The 20,073-nt window shown below is 74.0% G+C and carries 19 protein-coding genes; 5 read left to right on the forward strand and 14 right to left on the reverse strand.

The annotated features are described in order from the left end of the window. Window positions 1-13 precede the first annotated feature (13 nt). Complete coding sequence (locus N8I86_RS32425) at window positions 14-544, forward strand: hypothetical protein (protein WP_263279371.1); 531 nt, start codon at window positions 14-16, stop codon at window positions 542-544. Between the two features lie 9 nt (window positions 545-553). Here N8I86_RS32425 and N8I86_RS32430 read toward each other — a convergent pair whose 3' ends face one another. The 3 genes from N8I86_RS32430 to N8I86_RS32440 all read right to left on the reverse strand — a co-directional run bounded on the left by N8I86_RS32430 (window position 554) and on the right by N8I86_RS32440 (window position 4,251). Continuing rightward, window positions 554-2,884: an excinuclease ABC subunit UvrA gene (locus N8I86_RS32430; protein ID WP_263279372.1), complete on the reverse strand. Its 2,331-nt coding sequence runs from the start codon at window positions 2,882-2,884 to the stop codon at window positions 554-556. Window positions 2,885-2,956: 72 nt separating this feature from the next. Further along, window positions 2,957-3,145: an antitoxin gene (locus tag N8I86_RS32435; protein ID WP_073891145.1), complete on the reverse strand. Its 189-nt coding sequence runs from the start codon at window positions 3,143-3,145 to the stop codon at window positions 2,957-2,959. 98 nt (window positions 3,146-3,243) lie between these two features. Further along, on the reverse strand, window positions 3,244-4,251 hold the full coding sequence (locus tag N8I86_RS32440; protein WP_263279373.1) for an LLM class flavin-dependent oxidoreductase: 1,008 nt from the start codon (window positions 4,249-4,251) through the stop codon (window positions 3,244-3,246). A 109-nt stretch (window positions 4,252-4,360) separates the two neighbouring features. On the opposite strand from N8I86_RS32440, the gene N8I86_RS32445 reads away from it, so the two are divergent. Further along, window positions 4,361-4,852 carry a phosphatase domain-containing protein gene (locus N8I86_RS32445; RefSeq protein ID WP_263279374.1) on the forward strand — a complete coding sequence of 164 codons (492 nt, stop codon included), beginning with the start codon at window positions 4,361-4,363 and terminating at the stop codon, window positions 4,850-4,852. 12 nt (window positions 4,853-4,864) lie between these two features. Here the strand turns inward: N8I86_RS32445 and N8I86_RS32450 are convergent, their stop codons facing one another. Next, window positions 4,865-5,077 (reverse strand): dodecin, encoded by a 213-nt coding sequence (locus N8I86_RS32450; protein WP_073891141.1) that lies wholly within the window; start codon window positions 5,075-5,077, stop codon window positions 4,865-4,867. Window positions 5,078-5,288: 211 nt separating this feature from the next. On the opposite strand from N8I86_RS32450, the gene N8I86_RS32455 reads away from it, so the two are divergent. Further along, window positions 5,289-6,542 (forward strand): extracellular solute-binding protein, encoded by a 1,254-nt coding sequence (locus N8I86_RS32455; protein WP_073891139.1) that lies wholly within the window; start codon window positions 5,289-5,291, stop codon window positions 6,540-6,542. Window position 6,543: 1 nt separating this feature from the next. Here N8I86_RS32455 and egtD read toward each other — a convergent pair whose 3' ends face one another. The 4 genes from egtD to egtA are packed head-to-tail and all read right to left on the reverse strand — an operon-like array spanning window position 6,544 to window position 10,956. Continuing rightward, entirely contained in the window at window positions 6,544-7,503 is a 960-nt protein-coding gene (gene egtD, locus N8I86_RS32460; protein ID WP_263279375.1) for an L-histidine N(alpha)-methyltransferase, read from the reverse strand. Continuing rightward, window positions 7,500-8,279 carry an ergothioneine biosynthesis protein EgtC gene (egtC, locus tag N8I86_RS32465; protein ID WP_263279376.1) on the reverse strand — a complete coding sequence of 260 codons (780 nt, stop codon included), beginning with the start codon at window positions 8,277-8,279 and terminating at the stop codon, window positions 7,500-7,502. The genes egtD and egtC overlap by 4 nt, the downstream gene beginning before the upstream one ends. Further along, window positions 8,279-9,616: an ergothioneine biosynthesis protein EgtB gene (egtB, locus tag N8I86_RS32470; protein WP_263279377.1), complete on the reverse strand. Its 1,338-nt coding sequence runs from the start codon at window positions 9,614-9,616 to the stop codon at window positions 8,279-8,281. Before egtB ends, egtC begins: the two co-directional genes overlap by 1 nt. After that, complete coding sequence (egtA, locus tag N8I86_RS32475) at window positions 9,613-10,956, reverse strand: ergothioneine biosynthesis glutamate--cysteine ligase EgtA (protein WP_263279378.1); 1,344 nt, start codon at window positions 10,954-10,956, stop codon at window positions 9,613-9,615. Before egtA ends, egtB begins: the two co-directional genes overlap by 4 nt. Before the next feature lie 277 nt (window positions 10,957-11,233). Between egtA and N8I86_RS32480 the strand changes: the two genes are divergently transcribed. Beyond that, entirely contained in the window at window positions 11,234-12,064 is an 831-nt protein-coding gene (locus N8I86_RS32480) for a TIGR02452 family protein (RefSeq protein ID WP_263279379.1), read from the forward strand. A 177-nt stretch (window positions 12,065-12,241) separates the two neighbouring features. Here the strand turns inward: N8I86_RS32480 and N8I86_RS32485 are convergent, their stop codons facing one another. The 6 genes from N8I86_RS32485 to N8I86_RS32525 form a co-directional block, all read right to left on the reverse strand. After that, complete coding sequence (locus tag N8I86_RS32485; RefSeq protein ID WP_263279380.1) at window positions 12,242-12,688, reverse strand: type II toxin-antitoxin system PemK/MazF family toxin; 447 nt, start codon at window positions 12,686-12,688, stop codon at window positions 12,242-12,244. 570 nt (window positions 12,689-13,258) lie between these two features. Continuing rightward, window positions 13,259-14,749, reverse strand: coding sequence for an SPFH domain-containing protein (locus N8I86_RS32490; RefSeq protein ID WP_123440511.1), 1,491 nt, complete (start codon window positions 14,747-14,749; stop codon window positions 13,259-13,261). Between the two features lie 145 nt (window positions 14,750-14,894). After that, window positions 14,895-15,113, reverse strand: coding sequence for a hypothetical protein (locus N8I86_RS32495; protein ID WP_073891127.1), 219 nt, complete (start codon window positions 15,111-15,113; stop codon window positions 14,895-14,897). Window positions 15,114-15,139: 26 nt separating this feature from the next. Further along, the gene (locus tag N8I86_RS32500; RefSeq protein ID WP_263279381.1) at window positions 15,140-16,564 is read right to left on the reverse strand and encodes an amidase; all 1,425 of its coding nucleotides are present in this window, start codon (window positions 16,562-16,564) and stop codon (window positions 15,140-15,142) included. 901 nt (window positions 16,565-17,465) lie between these two features. Beyond that, complete coding sequence (locus tag N8I86_RS32520) at window positions 17,466-18,440, reverse strand: alpha/beta hydrolase (protein ID WP_263279382.1); 975 nt, start codon at window positions 18,438-18,440, stop codon at window positions 17,466-17,468. Between the two features lie 252 nt (window positions 18,441-18,692). Beyond that, window positions 18,693-19,256: an NAD(P)H-dependent oxidoreductase gene (locus tag N8I86_RS32525; RefSeq protein WP_073891122.1), complete on the reverse strand. Its 564-nt coding sequence runs from the start codon at window positions 19,254-19,256 to the stop codon at window positions 18,693-18,695. 99 nt (window positions 19,257-19,355) lie between these two features. On the opposite strand from N8I86_RS32525, the gene N8I86_RS32530 reads away from it, so the two are divergent. Beyond that, window positions 19,356-20,039, forward strand: a complete 684-nt coding sequence (locus N8I86_RS32530) for a TetR/AcrR family transcriptional regulator (protein ID WP_185091666.1) — start codon at window positions 19,356-19,358, stop codon at window positions 20,037-20,039. The last annotated feature ends 34 nt before the right edge of the window (window positions 20,040-20,073 follow it).

The raw sequence follows: 20,073 nt of genomic DNA on the forward strand, positions 1-20,073 counted from the left end.
ACCCCATCCCCGCATGGAGGGAACCCATGCCCAGCAACGAGGACACCGACCGCACGACCGGTGGCCTGTCCACCGACGACCTCGCCCGGCCCGCCGCCGGCGGCCTCGGCGCGGACCGGGAGGCGCCCCCACCGGGGCCCCCGTCTACCCGGGCGAGAGCACCGCGCCCGCCGACGCCGAACGCCCGGACGGCGACTCGGCCGCCGGGGACACCGGTACCGACTCCCTGGCCGGGGCCGGGACCGCACGGACCGCCGGCGCCCCGGACGACGAGATGCCGCAGCTGCTGACGGACGACGAGGAACGCGGCTTCCGCGACCGCTGGCAGGAGATCCAGGGCAGGTTCGTGGACGACCCCCGCGAGGCCGTGCACGAAGCCGACACCCTGGTCGCGGACGTCATGCAGACCCTCGCCTCCACCTTCGCCCAGCACAAGAAGGACCTGGAGGGCCAGTGGGGTCAGGGGGAGAAGGTGGACACCGAGGAGCTGCGCGGTGCGCTGCGCCGCTATCGCTCCTTCTTCAACCGGCTGCTCAGCACCTGAGCGGCCCCGTCAGGGCAGGACCCGGGCCAGGTAGGGGGCCGTCGCGCCGCCCTCCGCCCGGGCCACCCGCTCCGGCGGCCCGGCCGCCACGATACGGCCGCCCCGGTCCCCGCCGCCCGGCCCCAGGTCGACGACCCAGTCGGCGCCCGCGACGACCGTCATGTCGTGCTCGACGACCACGACCGTGTGCCCCGTGTCGACCAGCCCGTGCAGCCGCTCCAGCAGCACCTCCACGTCGGCCGGGTGCAGTCCGGTCGTCGGCTCGTCCAGCAGGTACAGGGTGTGGCCCCGGCGGCCGCGCTGCAGCTCGCTCGCCAGCTTGATGCGCTGGGCCTCACCGCCGGACAGCTCGGTGGCCGGCTGGCCGAGCCGCAGGTAGCCGAGGCCCACGTCGAGCAGCGCGCCCAGGCTGCGGGCGGCGGCCGGGATGTCCGCGAAGAACTCCGCCGCCGTCTCCACCGTCAGACCGAGCACCTCGGCGATGTTCCGCCCCCGGTACGTCACCCGCAGCGTCTCGGGGTTGTAGCGGGCGCCGCCGCAGTCCGGGCACGGCGCGTACGTGCTCGGCAGGAACAGCAGCTCCACGCTGACGAACCCCTCGCCCTGACAGGTCTCGCAGCGCCCGCCGGCCACGTTGAAGGAGAAGCGGCCGACGCCGTACCCGCGGGCCCGTGCCTCCTCGGTGGCGGCGAACACCTTGCGCACGACGTCGAACAGGCCCGTGTAGGTGGCCAGATTGGACCGCGGGGTGCGTCCGATCGGCTTCTGGTCCACCCGGACCAGGCGGTCCACCCCCGCCAGGTCCTCCGTCAGCTCGCCGATCAGCGTGGACTTCCCGGAGCCGGAGACACCGGTGACGGCGGTGAACGCGCCGAGCGGGAACTCGGCCGTGACCGCCCGCAGGTTGTGCCGGGTCACCGGGCCCACCCGCAGCCAGCCGCGCGGCGTGCGGGTCTCGCGCGCCGGCCCGGGGGACTCGTCGAAGAGGAACGCCGCCGTCGCCGACTCCTCGACGGACGCCAGCTCCGCCGGCGGTCCGCTGTACAGCACCCGTCCGCCGTGCTCGCCCGCGCCGGGCCCCACGTCCACCAGCCAGTCGGCGCCGCGCACCACGTCCAGGTGGTGCTCCACGACGAACACCGAGTTGCCCGCGGCCTTCAGCCGGTCCAGCACGGTCAGCAGGGCCTCCGTGTCCGCCGGGTGCAGCCCGGCCGACGGCTCGTCCAGGACGTACACCACGCCGAAGAGGCCGGAGCGCAACTGCGTGGCGAGCCGCAGGCGTTGCAGCTCGCCCGCCGACAGGGTGGGGGTGGAGCGCGCGAGGCTGAGGTAGCCGAGGCCCAGTTCGACGACCGGTGCGATCCGGGACCTGAGGTCCGCCACGAGCACCCGGGCCGCCTCGGTGCCGCCCTCCGGCAGCCTGGCGAGGTCGCCCAGCGGCAGCGCGGCCAGCTCGGCGATGGTCCGGCCGTCGAAGGTCACCGCCAGAGCCTCGGGCCGCAGCCGGGTGCCCCCGCAGGCCGGACAGGGCGCACTGGTCAGAAAGCGCTCCGCCCTCGCCCGCAGTGTCGGTGACTTGGTGTCCGAGAACGTCTTGAGCACATACCGCCGGGCACTCATGTACGTGCCCTGGTAAGGCCGTTGGATCCGGTCGGCGTCGCGGACCGGATGGACGGTGACCACGGGCTGCTCGTCCGTGAACAGGATCCACTCGCGCTGCTCGGCGGGCAGTTCGCGCCACGGCCGGTCGACGTCGTACCCGAGTGTGTCGAGGATGTCCCGCAAATTCTTGCCCTGCCAGGCGCCCGGCCACGCGGCGATCGCGCCCTCGCGGATCGACAGGGCGGGGTCCGGGACCAGCGACTCCTCGGTCGTGCCGTGCACCTGGCCGAGGCCGTGGCACTCGGGGCAGGCGCCGGCCGCCGTGTTGGGCGAGAACGCGTCGGAATCGAGGCGGTCCGCGCCCGGCGGGTAGTCCCCGGCGCGCGAGAACAGCATGCGCAGGGAGTTGGAGAGATTGGTGACCGTGCCCACCGACGAGCGCGCGGTGGGGGCCGAGCGGCGCTGCTGCAGCGACACCGCCGGTGGCAGGCCGGTGACCTCGCCGACCTTCGGCGCGCCGACCTGGTGGATCAGCCGGCGCGCGTACGGCGCGACCGACTCGAAGTACCGCCGCTGGGCCTCGGCGTAGATCGTGCCGAAGGCCAGCGACGACTTCCCCGAGCCGGACACGCCGGTGAACACGGCCAGTACGTCACGGGGGACGTCCACGTCGACGCCCTTGAGGTTGTGCTCGCGCGCACCACGGACGCGGACGTACGGGTCATGGGGGCTGTACATCGGGGGGACACTCCGTACGGGCCTGCCGGGGCGGGGACAAACCCCGCGATTCTAGCCCGCCCCCCGTCCGGTTCAGGACTGCGGGGGCCGGTCCTGGCGGGTGCCGAACTCGTCCCTCACCTTGTCCTGTGCGGTGTCGACCTGCGACTGGTACTTGCTGCCGGTGCGCTGGTCGACGTAGTCGCCGCCTTTGTCGATGCCCTTGTCGGCCATGCCCTCGTGACCCTTGAGCATGCCCTTGATCTTGTCCATGAAGGACATGGCAAGCCTCCTCATCGGTTGCGGCTTCCCTCCCAGGGTCACCGCCGCGGGCCGGGTCCGCATCTCGGCGCATGGGCCCGTGTCTCGGCCCTCGGGCCTCAGCCCGCCGGCGCGAAGAGTGCGGCCAGCCGGCGGAAGGAGCCGAGCAGCGCCGTACGGTCGTGACTGCTGGTGGTGACCAGAACCTCCGCGGCCCCGGTCTCCTTCAGGACCGTCTCCAGCTCGTGGGCGACCTGCTCCCGGGTGCCGGCGAGGTGACCGGAGAGACCGGCCGTGTAGAACTCCCGTTCCTTCGCCGTCATCGTGCGGGCCTCGATCTCCTCGGCGGGGGCGAGCGGCGGAAAGGTGCCGTGCGTCCGGGAGTACGCCATCGACCAGGCCTCCGGGACCAGCAGCCGCCGGGCCTCCTCCTCGGTGTCCGCGACCGCGATCGTGCCCGAGACCACCACGTACGGCTCGGCCGTCCAGGGGGAGGGGCGGAACAGCGAGCGGTACTCGTCGATGCCGCGCAGCATCTTCTCGCGGCCGCGCAGGTCGCCGATGACCATGGGCAGGCCCGCCCGGGCCGCGATCCGCGCCCCCTCGCCCATCGCCAGCACGAACGGCGGCACCCGCAGGCCCTCCGACGGGCGGGCGTGCACCCCGGTCGGTGACGTGCCCGCGAACCACTCCAGCAGTTCGCCGAGCTGCGCGGCGAAGTCCCCGGCGTCCTCCTTGTCCCGGCCGAGGGCCCTGCGCACCCCGTCCGTGAAACCCACCGAGCGGCCGAGGCCCATGTCGATCCGCCCGGGAAACAGCGACTCCAGCACCCCGAACTGCTCGGCGACGACCAGGGGCCGGTGGTTGGGCAGCATGACCCCGCCGGTGCCGACCCGGATCGTCCGCGTCGCGGCGGCGACCGCGGCGGCGAGCACGGTGGGCGCCGAACCGGCGACGCCGGGCACACCGTGATGCTCGGCCACCCAGAAGCGGTGGTACCCGAGTGCCTCCGCCTCCCGCGCCAGTGCGACGGTGTCCCGCAGCGCCTCGGCGGGCGGGTGCCCCTCGCGGGTGCGGGAGCGGTCGAGGACGGAGAACCGGGTCCGGGAGATCACTGTGCTGCTCACGCAGGATTCAACGCCCTGAAGCGCCCGGGATTCCCGTGTTCCGAACGGTCGGCGCGCGGACCCGGCGGACCCGTCGCCCGGCTGCCGGGCGGCTGGCTAGGGTGGCCGGATGACCGACGACAGCGGGCGCCCGATCGCCGTGTTCGACCTCGACAACACCTTGGCCGACACCGCTCACCGCCAGCACTTCCTGGAGAGCCGGCCCAAGGACTGGGACGGCTTCTTCGCCGCCGCGCCCGCCGACCCGCCCCTCGCCGAGGGGGTGGCGCTGGTCCTGGAGAGCGCCCGGGACTGCGAGGTCGTCTACCTCACGGGCCGCCCCGAGCGGTGCCGCCGGGACACCCTGGAGTGGCTCGCGGCCCAGGGACTGCCCGAGGGCCGCCTCCACATGCGGCGCGACGCCGACCGCAGGCCGGCGCGGTTCACCAAGGCGGCGACCCTGCGCCGGCTCGCCCGGGACCGCGAGGTCCGGTTCCTCGTCGACGACGACGAGTTGGTCTGCGACGACGCGGAACGCGCGGGGTTCGACGTGGTGCGGGCCCGCTGGGCCGCGAAGTCGGCCGCGCTGGAGGACGCGCAGGAGCGGGAGGGCCGCACCTGAGGTCCGGACGGGTCACTCGTCCTCGAGGCGGAAGCCGACCTTCATGCCCACCTGGTAGTGCTCGATCCGGCCGTTCTCGATCTGCCCGCGCACCTGCGTCACCTCGAACCAGTCCAGGTTGCGCAGGGTCTGGTCGGCTCGGGCGATGCCGTTGCGGATGGCCTGGTCGACGCCCTCGTGCGAGGTGCCGACGATCTCGGTGACCCGGTAGGTGTGATTCGACATGGGGGTGCTCCTCTCGTGTCGCGGCGTACTCCACGGTGCCCCATCCGCGCCCGGACCGCACGGCGATCGCACGCCTACCGTGCGTAGCCCTTGACCCCTCGCATTGGTCCATACCAAAATCCAGCACACCCGTACGAGCGCCCGCGCTCGTCCCCCCACGTCGGGCCCCCAGCCCTGTCCGCAGCCCCTGCCAGACAGAACAGGACCCCTCGTGAGACGTCGCCTGCTCGCCCTCCTCTGCGTCACCGGATCCCTCGTCAGCGCCTGCGGAATGCTCCCCGGCGAGCACGACCGGAAGACCGTCACCGTGTGGCTGATGAAGGACAGCGCCTCCAAGGAGTTCCTCCAGCGCTTCACCGAGGACTTCGAGAAGACCCACGACGACCTGCGCCTCGACATCCGCATCCAGGAATGGACCGGCATCGTCGAGAAGGTCCGCAAGGCCCTCGAGCCCGGCTCCGGCGACGGCCCGGACGTCATCGAGGTCGGCAACACCCAGGTGCCGCTGTACGCGGACGGCGGCCGGCTCGCCGACCTCACCCTGGAGTCGATGCGCGACTGGGGCAAGGAGAAATGGCTGCCCGGCCTCGCCCAGCCCGGCAAGGACGGCAACAAGCAGTACGGCGTCCCCTGGTACGCGGCCAACCGCGTCGTCATCTACCGCAAGGACCTGTTCGAGCAGGCCGGGATCGCCCGCCCGCCGCGCACCCGCGACGAATGGCTCGCCGACACGCAGAAGCTCGACTCCGGTGGCGACCAGGGCATCTACCTCGCCGGACAGGACTGGTACACCCTCTCCGGGTTCATCTGGGACGAGGGCGGCGACCTCGCCCGGGAGAAGGACCACGAGTGGCGGGGAACCCTGGACACCCCGGCCGCGCTGCGCGGGATGGACTTCTACCGGCGGCTCCAGGCGCTCGGCGGGGGTCCCGTGGACGCCGACGAGGAACACCCGCCCCAGGCAGGGGTGTTCGCGGCCGGCAAGGTCGCGCAGATCGTCGCCGTGCCGGGCCTCGCCCAGGCGATCGTGCGGCGGAACCCGGACCTGCGCGGCAAGCTCGGCTTCTTCCCGGTGCCGGGCAGGACCGCGGCCCGGCCCGGCACCGTGTTCACCGGCGGCTCCGACCTGGTCGTGCCGGAGAACACCGGGGACCAGTTCGCCGCGACCGCCGTCGTCGGCGCCCTCACCGGTGCCAAGTGGGACACCGAACTCGCCCGCACCATGAACTACGTGCCCAACAAGACCACTCTGGCGGGCGCGGTCGCGGACGAGGAGGGGGTCGCCGCCATGGCCGCGGGCGCGGCGCACGGCAGGGCGACCCCCCACACCCCTCAGTGGGCCGACGTCGAGGCGGACAACCCCATCAAGGAGTACATGACCCGGGTGCTCCAGGGCGCGGACCCGGCGACCGAGGCCCGGCGTGCCTCCCGGAAGATCACCGAGTCGCTCACCCCGGACCTCTGACTCACCGCAGCACGCTCAGCGACAGCGCGAAGCGCCGCTGCTCGTCCGTCCACCAGTGCGTCAGCTCCAGTCCCTGGGCGGCGAGTTCAGCCGCCACTCCCTCCCTGCGGAACTTGGCCGACACCTCGGTGCGCAGGTCCTCGCCGGCCGCGAAGTCCACGGCGAGGTTCAGCGCGGGCACCTTCACGGTCTGCGCGGTACGGGAGCGCAGCCGCATCTCGATCCACTCGTGCTCCGCGTTCCACAGGGCCACGTGGTCGAAGGCGTCCGGATCGAAGTCGGCGCCCAGCTCGCGGTCCACCACGGCCAGCACGTTCTTGTTGAACGCGGCCGTCACCCCGGCCGCGTCGTCGTACGCCCGGACCAGGACCCGCTCGTCCTTCACCAGGTCGGTGCCGAGCAGCAGCCCGTCGCCGGGGGAGAGCAGGGCGCGTACCGAGGCCAGGAACGCGGTCCGTTCGGCGGGCAGCAGATTGCCGATGGTGCCGCCGAGGAAGGCCACCAGCCGGGGACCCGGGGTGGCCGGCAGGGCCAGCGGAGCGGTGAAGTCGGCGATCAGCGCGTGGACCTCGAGGTCCGGACGCTCACCGATGAGCGCCTCGCCCGCCTGGGTGAGGGCGCTCTCGCTGACGTCGACCGGGACGTACGCCCCGGGCGCGAGCGCGTCGATCAGGAAGCGGGTCTTCTCCGAGGAGCCCGAGCCCAGTTCGATCAGGGTGCGGGCACCGCTCGCGGCGGCGATCTCCCCGGCGCGGGCGGCCAGGATCTCCCGCTCGGCACGGGTGGGGTAGTACTCGGGCAGTTCGGTGATCTGCTCGAACAGCTCGCTGCCGCGCGCGTCGTAGAACCACTTCGGCGGCAGCCACTTGGGGTTCGCGGTGAGGCCGTGCTGGACGTCCGCGCGCAGCGCGGCGTCGGTCGCGTCCTCGGGGAGGGTGCGGGTGACGTGCAGGGGACTCACGAACAGGGCTCCTTAGGTGGGACGGCCGCCGGGTCCTCCAGCGGGGCGAGCAGCACGCCGGTGCTGTTCGCGGTGAGCACGGTGCGGTCGGGGACCTCCTGCCACAGCGGGTCGTCGTCGTACGGCTCGGAGGCGACGACCGTGCCCCGGCCGGGTTCGGTCCGGTACCAGAGGGTGTCGCCCCAGGCGGTCGCGGCGATCGTCCCGCCGTCCGTCAGCAGCAGGTTGAGGCGGGAGGCGGGGGCCGCCTCGGCGAACGCGCGGGCCGTTTCGCCGAGAGCGCGGGCGGGGTCGTCGCCGCTGCGCAGCCGGTGCAGGACCAGCGCCCAGACGAACGCCGAGTCGTTGCGGGCCTCGAACGACAGCAGATCGACCGGGGGCAGCGCGGAGACCAGGGACGCCGCGGAGTCCGGCCAGCCCGCGACCGCCCCGTTGTGGCTGAACAGCCACCGGCCCGCCGCGAAGGGCGCGGCGGCGGCCTCCGCGTCCGCGCCCGCGAGCGTCGCGTCCCGTACGGCCGCGAGCACCGCGCCGGAACGCACCACCCGGGCCAGGTCGGCGAAGGACAGGTCCGCCCAGATCGGCCCGGCCCGCCGGTAGCGGGCCGGGACCGGGTCCTCGCGGGCGTACCAGCCCACCCCGAACCCGTCGGCGTTGACCGTGCCGTACCGCTGCCGCCGCGGTGCCCACGACTGGCGGAACAGACTGTGCGGGGGCTCGGTCAGGATCCGGCCGAGCGGTTCCTCGGGCCCCAGATAGGCCAGGTGACGGCACATCAGACGGTCTCCGAGCGTGCGGTGCGGAACCCGGAGAAGATCTGCCGGCGTATCGGGTGGTCCCAGTTGCGGAAGGTGCCCCGGCAGGCCACCGCGTCCACGGCGAACGAACCGCCGCGCAGCACCTTGTAGTCGGACCCGAAGAACACCTCCGAGTACTCCTTGTACGGGAACGCCCTGAACCCCGGGTACGGCAGGAAGTCGCTCGCCGTCCACTCCCACACGTCACCGATCAACTGCCGCACGCCCAGCGGGGACTCGCCCGCCGGGTAGCTGCCCGCCGGGGCCGGCCTGAGGTGCCGCTGGCCCAGGTTGGCGTGCTCGGGCGCCGGGTCGGCGTCGCCCCACGGGTAGCGCCGGGAGCGCCCGGTGGCCGGGTCGTGCCGTGCGGCCTTCTCCCACTCGGTCTCGGTGGGCAGCCGGCGCCCGGCCCAGCGGGCGTAGGCGTCCGCCTCGTACCAGCAGACGTGCAGCACCGGCTCGTCGGGCGGCACCTGTTCCGTGCTGCCGAACCGGCGCCTGAGCCACTGGTTGCCGTCGCGCCGCCAGAACAGGGGAGCGGTGAGGGAGTGCTTGCGGACGTGCGCCCAGCCCTCGGGCGTCCACCAGCGTTCGGTGTCGTAGCCGCCGTCCGCGATGAAGGCCTGGTACGCCGCGTTCGTCACCGGTGTCGTGTCGATCCAGAACGGCGCCACCTCCCGCATGTGCGCCGGGCGTTCGTTGTCCAGCGCCCACGGCTCGGCGGACGTGCCCATCATGAACGGGCCGCCCGGCACCAGGACTTCGACCGGACCGGTGAACAGCGGCACCGGCTCGGGGTCGGGGGCGGTCAGGGCCTGCGGCCCCTTGCGCAGCTGATGGGTGATCAGCATGGTCTCGTCGTGCTGCTGCTCGTGCTGGGCGATCATCCCGAAGGCGAAACCGGCCTCGGTCAGCCGGCTGCCGTGGAAGTCCGCCCCCTCCAGCAGGTCGAGCGCCCGGCCGCGCACCTCGGCCGCGTAGCCCCGGGCCTCCGCGGGCGGCAGCAGCGGCAGCGAGGGCCGCTCGGCCCGGGGGTGCTCGAAGGCGTCGTACAGGGTGTCGATCTCGGGCCGCATCGCGTCCCGGCCGCCGACCGCCCGCAGGAGCCACATCTCCTCCTGGTTGCCGATGTGCGCGAGGTCCCACACCAGGGGCGACATCAGCGGGGAGTGCTGGGCGGTCAGGTCCGGGTCGTCGACGCAGCTCGTCAGCAGCGTGGTGCGGTCGCGTGCGGTGATCAGCGAGGCCAGCGCCCGCTTGCGCAGGGCCTCGGAGTCGATCTCGCCGGTCGTGGCGTCGGTTTCGGGGGCGGTCATGTGCGGATGTCCTTCCCGTGGGAGAGAGGCGTGCCCCCGGCGGGGCCGTGCCGGTGCTGGGGCTCCCCGTCGTGCAGCCGGTCCAGCAGGTCGTCGGCCGGGCAGCGGCCCCGGGCGACGTAGCGGTCCACGAACGCCGCCACGGCGTCCGTGACCTCGGTGGTGGCGCCGGTCCTGGGCAGGGCCTCCAGCGCTGCCGCGAAACAGGCCGCCGCCGTGTCCCGCAGCTCCGGGTCCGCGAGCCCGTACCGGGCCGCGTCCGTGTACAGCGGGTTGTGCGGCGCGGGCCGGTTCAGCGTCCGCTCCGCCAGCGGCTTCACCGCCCGGTAGGCGGTCTCGGCCGCCTCCGGGTCGTCGAACAGGGCCGCCGTCACCGCGAGCGGCACGATCCAGCCGTCGTCCCCGGGCTGCGCGTCGATCATGCGCAGCTCCAGATGACCGCGCGGCCGGACCGGCGGGAACAGCGTGGTGAGGTGGTAGTCGAGGTCCGCCCGGGTGGGCGGCCGGGGCGACCGGGACCGGGTCCACTCCCGGAAGGTGAGCCCGTCGGGCACCTCCCACGGCCCGCCGTCGCCGCGGACGCACATCACCGGCGAGTCCAGTACGTGCCGGGCCCACATGGCCCGCGGCTCCCCGTCCAGCCGGGGGCCGCCCGCCCGGCCCGTGCCGATCTCCATCCACATCAGCTGCCGGGTGGACATCCAGCCCGTGGGCCGGTGCCCGATCAGCGGGGAGTTGGCGAACGCGGCCAGCAGCACCGCGCCCAGCTGGTGTGCCAGCCACCAGCGGCGCGCGTGGCCCAGCGGGCCCGGCTCCTCGTGGCCGGCGTCCACGCAGACCTGGACGGAGGCCGAGGCGCACATCATGTGGCGGCCGGCCGGACCGCTCCGGTCCAGGCAGGCCTCCATGGCGTCGTAGCGCGGCTCGTGCAGGAACCTGCGCGGTGGATGCCAGGGCTCGTGGCCGATGCCGACGAGGCCGAGACCGTCCTCGGCCAGGACGGCGCGGACGGCGTCCAGGTCGGCGGAGACGGTGCCGATGCACTCCGTCAGGGAGGCGGCGGGCAGGGAGCTCAGCTCCAGCTGGCCCCCGGGTTCGACGGTGAGCGCCGACCCCAGGTCCACGGCCCGCAGGGCGGCGTAGACCGCCTCGAGTCGTTCGGGTGCCACGGGGAGCCGCGGCTCCCGCAGGTCGTGCACGAGCCACTCCAGCTCCACGCCGAGGACGCGGGGCGGGCCCGTCTTGAAGCAGATGCCCCGGACCAGGGCCTCCACCTCGGGTTCGGTGACGGCGGTGCGGTGGTCCGTACAGTCGCCGCCGTCGCTTTGTGCGTCGGTCATGTCGGGATCCTCCTGAGATTCCACCATGCCATCGGCCCACGGGGTCGTGGGCCGATGGCAGACACTCGTCCCACCCAAGACCCTCGCGCCAAATCGCACAAGAGTGCCCCGCCGGGCGTTCCGGATCGGTCATCTCCGCTTCCGCGGGGGTTCGGGGACCGTTCCGGGGGTGGGAAACTCCGTTGCACCGCATCACCAGGATCACTCAGGATGCCTCCATGAGCACGACGGGGGAGTCCGCGCAGGCAGCGGGCACGGCGTCCACGGGGGTGGCGCCGTGAGCGCGCGCCTGCGCGGAATCGCCACGGAGACGGAGAAGATCGTCGCGGCGGGCCGGTACCCGGCCCCGGACGGCCGGGAGGTGCCGCTCGCGGCGGCGATCGAGGCCGCGCGGGCGGGCACCAGGATGTTCGGTCCCGAGCCGGTGACCGTGGAACCGCCACCGGCCGGGGGCGGCCCGGTCCGCGGGACCGGCACCCTCGTCGAGGTCACCGGTGAGAGCAGCCTGGAGGCGGCCCGCCGGCTGGCCGGCGCCCCGGTCGCCGTCCTGAACTTCGCCTCCGCGCGGAACCCGGGCGGCGGATATCTCAACGGCGCCCAGGCCCAGGAGGAGGCCCTGTGCCGCGCCTCGGCGCTGCACACCTGCCTGCTGGCGGCCCGCGCCTTCTACGACCACCACCGTGCCGACCGCGACCCGTTCTACACGGACCGGGTGATCCACTCACCGGCGGTCCCGGTCTTCCGCGATGACCGGGGGCGGCTGCTCCCGGAGCCCTACCTCGCCGGCTTCCTGACCGCGGCCGCGCCCAACGCCGGCGTGGTACGCCGTACGGCACCCGAGCGCGCCGCCGAGCTGCCGGGCGCCCTGGCGCGGCGCGCCGAGCGGGTGCTGGAGACGGCTGCGGCGCACGGCTACCGGCGGCTGGTGCTCGGCGCCTGGGGCTGCGGGGTCTTCCAGAACGACCCGGCGCAGGTCGCGGCCGCCTTCCGGGCGCTGCTCGGCCCCGGTGCCCGGTTCGCACGCTCCTTCGACCACGTGGTGTTCGGGGTACTGGACCGGACCCCCGGGGCGGAGGTGCGGGCGGCGTTCGTGCGGGCGTTCGCCTAGCGCGCGGCGCCGTCCGGATGCCTCCGCGGAAGCGGCGGGGCGGGCGCGCGTGCTGCGGTGACGGGCCACGCCGTGGTGGCCCAGGACGCCGTGAGGCGCGGCCGCCGTGGTCGTCGCGGCCGCCGTCGTGGTCCCGGACGCCGTGGTGGTCGCGCGGAGCGCCGGTCCGAGCCGGGGTCAGGTCCAGCCGTAACGTTCGTGCAGCCGCCGGCGGACGAGATCGAAGCGCATCCGGTCCAGCGCGCAGGCCTCGCGGCGCATGCCTTCCTCGTGCAGCCGCAGGACGCGGTCCACGTCCACCCACGAGTCCCGGCCCGACCGGTCCCAGGGGCCGCTGCCGATCGGCACCCACTCCCGGTCGCCGTCGTGCCGCTTGCTGGAGAGCTGCACGGCGAGGAAGGTGCCCGCCGCCTCCCGGGCCACGACCAGGACCGGGCGGTCCTTGCCCCGGCCGTCGTTCTCCTCGAAGGGGACCCAGGTCCACACGATCTCCCCGGGGTCCGGGTCGCCGTCGTGGGCCGGGGAGTACTCGGTGCGCACCCGGCCGACCTCGCGCGGGTCGGCCTCCGTGGTGGCATGACGGCCGTGGCGGCCCGGGACGTTCTCTGTGGTAGACGTGCTCACGGGGGCACCCTAGTGGCCGGCGACGCGGACGCAACGGGCGCCCTGCCACCGGCCGTTACGCGGGCGGGTGCCCCGGGTCCATGTCGTCGGCGGGCGGTACGGGCGAGGTGCCGGGGCGGGGGCCGATCCGCAGGCCGGGGCGGCCGCCGTGGACCGTGAGGTACGCGAGACCGCTGCCGCCCGCGGTGATGGCGCGGGTGGAACCGTGCGGCAGCCAGCGCAGGGCGCCCTCCCCGTCGCCGTGAGGTGCTGGACGTACTGCGCGTCGCGCGGTCGCCGCTCGGCGTCGCGGAGACGGCCGCGCGGAGGGGCCTGCACCCCGACACCGCCCGGTTCCCCCTGGACGCCCTGGTGTCCGCCGGGCAGGCCGGGCGGAGGCGTACCCGGGCCGGCCCCGTACCGTCTGCGCCCCGCGCCCCGGCATGGACCGCGGTGGCGAGGGACTGGAGATTTTCAAGGTCGTCGCCCTGCTCGTGCTGGATGCCGTCCTGCTCACGGCCTGACCGGCGCCGTGCGCCGCGCGGCCGGGGCCCCGGTGAGGGACCCCGGCCGCGCCGCGACACCCCCTTCTCAGCCCTCGTGCTCCACGGGCACTCGCTGCTGCGGAGGCGCAACCTGGCCGTTGAGGGAGGGCGAGGCGCCGTTCACCGCCTGCCCGTTGCCGTCGCCCGTCGTCGCCAGCAGCTTGCGCGCGAGTCCCAGACCCGTGCCGCCCATGGTGAGCGCCTTGGCGAACAACTCGCCCATGCCGTCAGCGCCGTTGAGCAGCACCATGTTGTCCACGTTGCCGAACGCCGACGCGCCCGCCTGGACGATCTCCGGCCACCTCTCGGCGAGTTGCTGGGCGACGACCGCCTCCTGGTTCTCGGCCAGCGCGGCGGCCCGGGCCTTGATGGCCTCCGCCTCCGCCAGACCCTGGGCCTTGGTCGCCTCGGCCTCCGCCAGACCCCTGGCCTGCGCGGCGGCGGCCTCGGCCTCACCGGTGGCCCGGGTGGCGTCGGCGGACGCCGCACCACGGGTCCTGGTCGCCTCGGCCTCGGCGGTCGCGGCCGCCTTCACCCTGGTCGCCTCGGCGGCGGCGGCCAGCTCCGTCTCCTTCGCCTTGGCCTGCGCCGCCGAGATCCGCGCGTCACGCTCGGCCTCGGCCAGCGTCCGCTTCTCGTAGGCCTGTGCGTCCGCCGGCTTGCGGACGTCCGCCTGGAGCTGCTGCTCCCGCCGGTGCGCCTCGAGTTCGGCCACCCGGGTCTCCTGTACGACCACCTCCTGCCGGGCGGCGGCCGCGGCGAGCGGGCCGGCCTGCTGGGACTTCGCCGCCGCCTTGTCCCGCTCGGCCTGGTAGCCGGCCTGCAGGATCTCGCTGTCCCGGGTGGCCTCGGCCATCCGCGCGAACGACTGCTGCTCGGCCTCGGTGGCCAGCCGGTTCGCCTCCGCCTGCGCGATCCGCGCGTCCCGCTGCACGGCCGCCGCGTGCGGCATGGCCAGGTTCTGGATGTAACCCGTCGGATCCTCGATCTCGTGGATCTGCAGCGAGTCGACGATCAGGCCGAGCTTCTCCATCTCCGTACCGCAGGCCGCCCGGGTCTGCCCGGTCAGCTTCTCCCGGTCGCGGATCATGTCCTCGACCGTCAACCCGCCGACGATGGACCGCAGATGACCGGCGAAGACGTTGTGCACCCGCTCGGACATCAGCTTCTGCTGGTCCAGGAAACGGCGGGCCGCGTTCGCGATCGACACGAAGTCGTCGCCCACCTTGAAGATGACCACGCCCCGCACCTTGAGCGGAATGCCCTGGTGGGTGACGCAGTCCACCTGCAACTCGGTCTCGTTCAGGTCGAGCGAGAGCTTGCGCACCGCCTGCACACCGGGCACCACCAGCGTGCCGCGCCCGGTGACGATGCGGAATCCCAGGCCCTCCTCGATGCCCTCGGTACGGTGCTTGGACCCGGAGATGATGAGCGCCTCGTTCGGCTCGGCGACCCGCCACATCATCTTGAACAGACCGATCAACACGAGGACGGCAACGACGACCGCCCCCGCAACGACGCCGACAACCATCGGCATACGCCCCCTTGGAAAGGTGCCCTCTCGGCACCGAACGAAGGGAGTGTGCGCCTTACGGAACCCCCCGAGAAGACGCTGACGGTTTCTTGTTGCAATCTTGACGCGTACCGCTCTCACCTGGGGCGGAGGGTGCTCACCTGGTGCCTCACCGGTCGTACGCGGACGTGACGTAGACCGTCCTCGGCGGCAGGTGCTCCACCACCATCACCACCGTGCCCGGCTCCATCCGGGCCGTGCCGTCGGCCGGGTGGGCGAGGAAGTGCTCGGCGCCACCGCGCACCCGCACGATCACCTCGCCGACCAGCCCGGGCCCGACCGTCCCCGTCACCCGTCCCATCAGCCCGATCAACGACGCGTCGTCCATGGGCCCAGAGTAAGGGCGGAACGCGCTCACGCGGCCGGAGTGCCGGCCTCCGTCCGCTGCGGCGGCCACATCTCGTGCCAGCGCAGTTCCGCCTCCAACTGCGCGGCCACGGAGACCAGCAGGGGTTCGCTGTTGGCGGGGCCGAGCAACTGGGCGCCCACCGGCAGGCCGTCGCCGACGAAACCCGCGGGCACGTTGACACCGGGCCAGCCCAGCACGTTCCACGGCCAGGCGTAGGGGCAGGCGGCGATCATGGCGCGGTCGGTGGCGAACCCGCGCAGCTTGTGCAGGGCGCCGATGGCGGGCGGGGGAGCGGCCGTCGTCGGGGCGAGGACCACGTCGTACGACCCGAAGAAGGCGCCGATCCGCCGGTGCAGGACCGCCTCGGCTCGCCGGGCCGCCCGCAGCGGGGCCCCGCCGAGGAGGCGGCCGAACCGGGCCGCGCCCCGGGTGCGCGGGTCCAGCAGCGCCGGGTCGGGCGTCTCCCGGACCCAGTCGGCGATACCGGCGGTGGCACGCGGGAGGAAGGTCAGCCCGATCTGGCCGTAGGGCGGGTCCGCCTCCTCGACGGTGTGCCCCAACGCCTCCAGCCGCGCGGCGAGTTCCAGGACCCGGGTGCGCACCTCCGGCTGGAGGCGGGCCGGTACGGCCGTGAACGGCGGCTTCAGGGACAGGGCGATGCGCAGCCGGCCGGGGTCGCGGCCGACCGCGTCGGACACGGTGAGCGCGGGCGGCCGGTGCGGGTCCCGGTCGTGGTTGCCGCTCGCCGCGTCCAGCAGCAGGGCCGCGTCGGCGACCGTACGGGCGAGGGTGCCGTTGACCGTGATGCCGTGGAAGGACTCGCCGCGCGGCCAGGTCGAGATGCGGCCGCGCTGCGGCTTGATGCCGACGAGATGGGTCCAGGAGGCGGGGATGCGCACCGAGCCGGCGCCGTCGGAGCCGAGGGCGGCCGGTACGAGCCCGGCGGCCACGGCGGCGGCCGAACCGCCCGACGAACCGCCCGGGGTGTGCCCGGTGTGCCAGGGGTTGCGGGTGTCGCCGAACGCCGGGCCCTCGGTGAACGGCCACTGGCCCAGCTCGCAGGTGTTCGTCTTGCCGACGATCACGGCACCGGCCGCGCGCAGCCGCCGCACCGCCTCGCCGTCCGTGGTCACGCGCGGGAAGTCGCCCGCGCAGCCGAACGCGGTCGGCTCGCCCGCCACGTCCATGTCGTCCTTGACCGCCACCGGCACGCCGAGCAGCGGGCTCCGGTCTCCGGCCGCCAACTGCCGGTCGGCGGCGTCGGCTTCGGCGAGCGCGGCCTGCGCACGCACGATCCGGAAGGCGTTCAGGGTGGGCTGGGTGGCCTCGATCCGGGCGAGTGTCCGCTCGACCACTTCGCGGGAGGTCACCTCCCCGTCGGCGAGGGCGCGTCGGGTCTCCGCGAGGCCTGCGGCACGGTCGGGCGTCATGGGGGGTGCACCTCCGGGAGGCTCCGGGCACGATGTCTACCGAACGGTAACGTCAGTTGGCCGGCAGGCACACGCTTTTCGCACGGGTGTCTTCGGCGGCGCGGGTCGACGGCCTCCGGACCACCGGCACGCGGGACTCCCGGACCGGCACGGCGGTTGAGCGCGCCGGTGATCGGTGCGGCCATTCCGTGCCGCCGGTCTGTCGGCGCACCGAGTTCCCGAGCGCGGTTCTTGTGGGCGTCGGCTGCCCCGAGCGGCCGGTCGTGGTCGTGGTTCAGCGGGTCAGCAGTCTGCGGAGCCAGTCCACGCGTGCCGTGCGGGCCGCTCGGGACAGGGCCGCTTCGGGGACGAGGGAGTCGAAGCCGTGGGGTACGCCCGGGTGGGCCGGGTTTCGGGCGTGCCGCCGGTCTGTCGGCGCACCCTAGTGCCCGAGCGTGGTTCTTGTGGGGGTCGGCTGCCCGAGCGGCCGGTCGTGGACGTGGTTCAGCGGGTCAGCAGTCTGCGGAGCCAGTCCACGCGTGCTGTGCGGGCCGCTCGGGACAGGGCCGCTTCGGGGACGAGGGAGTCGAAGCCGTGGGGTACGCCCGGGTGGGCCGGGTTTCGGGCGTGCCGCCGCTCTGTCGGCGCACCCAGTGCCCGAGCGCGGTTCTTGTGGGGCGTCGGCTGCCCGAGCGGCCGGTCGCGGTCGTGGTTCAGCGGGTCAGCAGTCTGCGGAGCCAGTCCACGCGTGCCGTGCGGGCCGCTCGGGACAGGGCCGCTTCGGGGACGAGGGAGTCGAAGCCGTGGGGTACGCCCGGGTGGGCCGGGTTTCGGGCGTGCCGCCGCTCTGTCGGCGCACCCAGTGCCCGAGCTCGGTTCTTGTGGGCGTCGGCTGCCCCGAGCGGCCGGTCGTGGACGTGGTTCAGCGGGTCAGCAGTCTGCGGAGCCAGTCCACGCGTGCTGTGCGGGCCGCTCGGGACAGCGCCGCTTCCGGGACGAGGGAGTCGAAGCCGTGGAAGCCGCCCGGCCAGACGTGGAGTTCGGCCGCGCCGCCGGCCTGCCAGAGGGCGGACGCGAAGGCCACGACCTCGTCGCGGAAGGTCTCCGCGGAACCGACGTCGAGGTAGGCCGGAGGCAGCCCGGACAGGTCCCTGGCGCGGGCGGGCGCCGCGTAGGGGGAGACGTCCGGGCCGCCGCGGCGGTCGCCGAGCAGTGCCGTCCAGGCGGTGTCGTTGGCGGTGCGGTCCCAGACGCCGAGCCCCGCCATCTGGTGGCTGGAGACGGTGTCGTTGCGGTCGTCGAGCATCGGGCACATCAGCAGCTGGCCGAGCGGCCGGGGGCCCCGCCGGTCCCGGGTGAGCAGGGCGAGCGCCGCGGTGAGGCCGCCGCCGGAGCTGGCGCCCGCGACGACGATCCGGTCCGGGTCGCCGCCGATCTCCTTCGCGTGCTCCGCCGTCCACAGCAGACCGGCGTACACGTCCTCCACCGGCGCGGGGTAGGGGTGTTCGGGGGTGAGGCGGTACTCCACCGACACCACGACCGCGCCCAGTTCGCGCGCCCAGTCCTGCGGTTCGGCCACGCCGGCCCGATTGGTGCCCATCATCATGCCGCCGCCGTGCACGTGGTAGATCACCGGCAGCGGTGCCGTGGACGCGGGGGAGACGGGCCGGCACAGCAGCAGCGAGATGTCCGGGGCGCCCTCCGGTCCGGGCACCGTGCGGTCCTCCACCTCGAAGGCGCCGTCCATGGTGAGGTCCAGCAGTCCGAGCAGCTCCGGGCCGGCCGCCCGCCGGGCGTCGTCCAGCTCGTCCAGGGTGAACCCCGGCCCGCCCACCCCTTTGATCGGCCGCAGCGCGGCGGCGAGCTCCGGATCGAACGGCGGCGGGACCAGGGGCATGGCTTCTCCTCGGAGGACTCGTCCGGCCGACGGCGGCCGGCCCGGCGACACACCGCGACGGTTGCACGCGGCAACAGACGCGTACCCCGTCCGAGCCGGCACGCCGCGCCCCGCACACGACATCCGGTCCTTCCGCCCCCTCGGCACCGGCCCGCGGCGGCGCGCTCCGGGTCCGGCCCGTCGTGGCGCGCCGCCCGACGCGGACGGGGCCGGAGCCCAGAAGGCTCCGGCCCCGTCGGGGGAACGTACGGCTCAGGCGGCCGCGACCTCGCCCACGTTGCCGTGCAGACGCGCCACCACCTCGGTCAGCTGCGCGGCGACCTCGGCGTCGTCGACCGGGTGGGTCTCGGCGAAGCGGGTGACGGAGCCCGGGATGGACAGCTTGATGTCCTCGACGACCTTGCCGCCGGCGATGCCCACGGCCTTGCGGGTGTCGTCCTGCGCCCACACGCCGCCGTACTGGCCGAAGGCGGTGCCGATCACGGCGACGGGCTTGCCGCCGAAGGCGCCGGCGCCGTAGGGGCGGGACAGCCAGTCGATGGCGTTCTTCAGGACGGCCGGGATGGTGCCGTTGTACTCCGGGGAGAAGAGCAGGAAGGCGTCCGAGGCCTGCGCGGCCTGGCGCAGCTTCACGGCGGCGGCCGGGACGCTGCCCTCTACGTCGATGTCCTCGTTGTAGAAGGGGACGTCCGCCAGGCCCTCGAAGAGCTCGACCTCGGCGCCCTGGGGCGCGAGCTTCACGGCCGCCTCGGCGAGCTGGCGGTTGTGGGAACCGGCGCGAAGGCTGCCGACGAGCGCGAGGATGCGAACAGACATGGGGACTCCAAGGGGCTGAAACAGTGCCGTCACAATCCGGACCGTGGTCCGGTTAATTTTCTACCACCCTAAACGGACCACGGTCCAGTTTTCTTCCCCATGCTTTACGCTGTCGTCATGTCCAGCCCTCTGCCGCCCTGCCCCCAGCCCCAGGAGCCCCTCGACGCGCCCCGGCTGCTGGACGTCGGTCCGGCTGCGCCCGAGGAGACGAACCTGCGCGCGGACGCGGCCCGCAACCGCGCCCGGCTCCTGGAGGCCGCCGCCCGGCTCATCGCCGAGCAGGGGGTCGCCGGGGTCACCATGGAGGCGGTGGCCACCGCGGCCCAGGTCGGCAAGGGCACGGTCTTCCGCCGCTTCGGCGACCGCACCGGACTGCTGACGGCCCTGCTCGACCACTCGGCCGCGCGGCTGCAGGCCGACTTCATGAGCGGGCCGCCGCCGCTGGGCCCCGGAGCCTCGCCCCTGGAGCGGCTGCGGGCGTTCGGCGTGGCGGTGCTGTACCGCTCGGCGGAGCAGCTCGACCTCCAGCTGGCCGCCCAGCCGGAGCCGTGCCGCCGCTACTCCCACCCCGCCTCCGGAGCGCTGCGCGGCCACGTCATGGTGCTGCTCCGGCAGATCGTGCCGGACGACGACTGCGAGCTGCTGGCCCACACCCTCATGGCCTGGCTCGACCCCGCACTCGTCCACCATCTGACACGGCAGTGCGGTATGCCCATGGAGCGGCTGGAGACCGGCTGGGTCGACCTGGTCGCCCGGGTGACCCGCACCGAACCGCCCCGCTAGGGACCGTCGTCCGGGCCGGCCCCGACCCGGAGGA

Source organism: Streptomyces albidicamelliae, assembly GCF_025642175.1.
Taxonomy (GTDB): Bacteria; Actinomycetota; Actinomycetes; order Streptomycetales; family Streptomycetaceae; genus Streptomyces; species Streptomyces albidocamelliae.

Bases quoted from the DNA above. Each gene is read 5' to 3' on its own strand.
- N8I86_RS32520 (WP_263279382.1), bottom strand. From the start codon at position 18,440: ATGCCCCTGGTCCCGCCGCCGTTCGATCCGGAGCTCGCCGCCGCGCTG.
- N8I86_RS32500 (WP_263279381.1), bottom strand. From the start codon at position 16,564: ATGACGCCCGACCGTGCCGCAGGCCTCGCGGAGACCCGACGCGCCCTC.
- N8I86_RS32435 (WP_073891145.1), bottom strand. From the start codon at position 3,145: ATGTCCTTCATGGACAAGATCAAGGGCATGCTCAAGGGTCACGAGGGC.
- egtC (WP_263279376.1), bottom strand. From the start codon at position 8,279: ATGTGCCGTCACCTGGCCTATCTGGGGCCCGAGGAACCGCTCGGCCGG.
- N8I86_RS32525 (WP_073891122.1), bottom strand. From the start codon at position 19,256: ATGTCTGTTCGCATCCTCGCGCTCGTCGGCAGCCTTCGCGCCGGTTCC.
- egtB (WP_263279377.1), bottom strand. From the start codon at position 9,616: ATGACCGCCCCCGAAACCGACGCCACGACCGGCGAGATCGACTCCGAG.
- egtA (WP_263279378.1), bottom strand. From the start codon at position 10,956: ATGACCGACGCACAAAGCGACGGCGGCGACTGTACGGACCACCGCACC.
- N8I86_RS32445 (WP_263279374.1), top strand. From the start codon at position 4,361: ATGACCGACGACAGCGGGCGCCCGATCGCCGTGTTCGACCTCGACAAC.
- N8I86_RS32530 (WP_185091666.1), top strand. From the start codon at position 19,356: ATGCTTTACGCTGTCGTCATGTCCAGCCCTCTGCCGCCCTGCCCCCAG.
- N8I86_RS32425 (WP_263279371.1), top strand. From the start codon at position 14: ATGGAGGGAACCCATGCCCAGCAACGAGGACACCGACCGCACGACCGG.
- N8I86_RS32450 (WP_073891141.1), bottom strand. From the start codon at position 5,077: ATGTCGAATCACACCTACCGGGTCACCGAGATCGTCGGCACCTCGCAC.
- N8I86_RS32490 (WP_123440511.1), bottom strand. From the start codon at position 14,749: ATGCCGATGGTTGTCGGCGTCGTTGCGGGGGCGGTCGTCGTTGCCGTC.
- N8I86_RS32495 (WP_073891127.1), bottom strand. From the start codon at position 15,113: ATGGACGACGCGTCGTTGATCGGGCTGATGGGACGGGTGACGGGGACG.
- N8I86_RS32430 (WP_263279372.1), bottom strand. From the start codon at position 2,884: ATGTACAGCCCCCATGACCCGTACGTCCGCGTCCGTGGTGCGCGCGAG.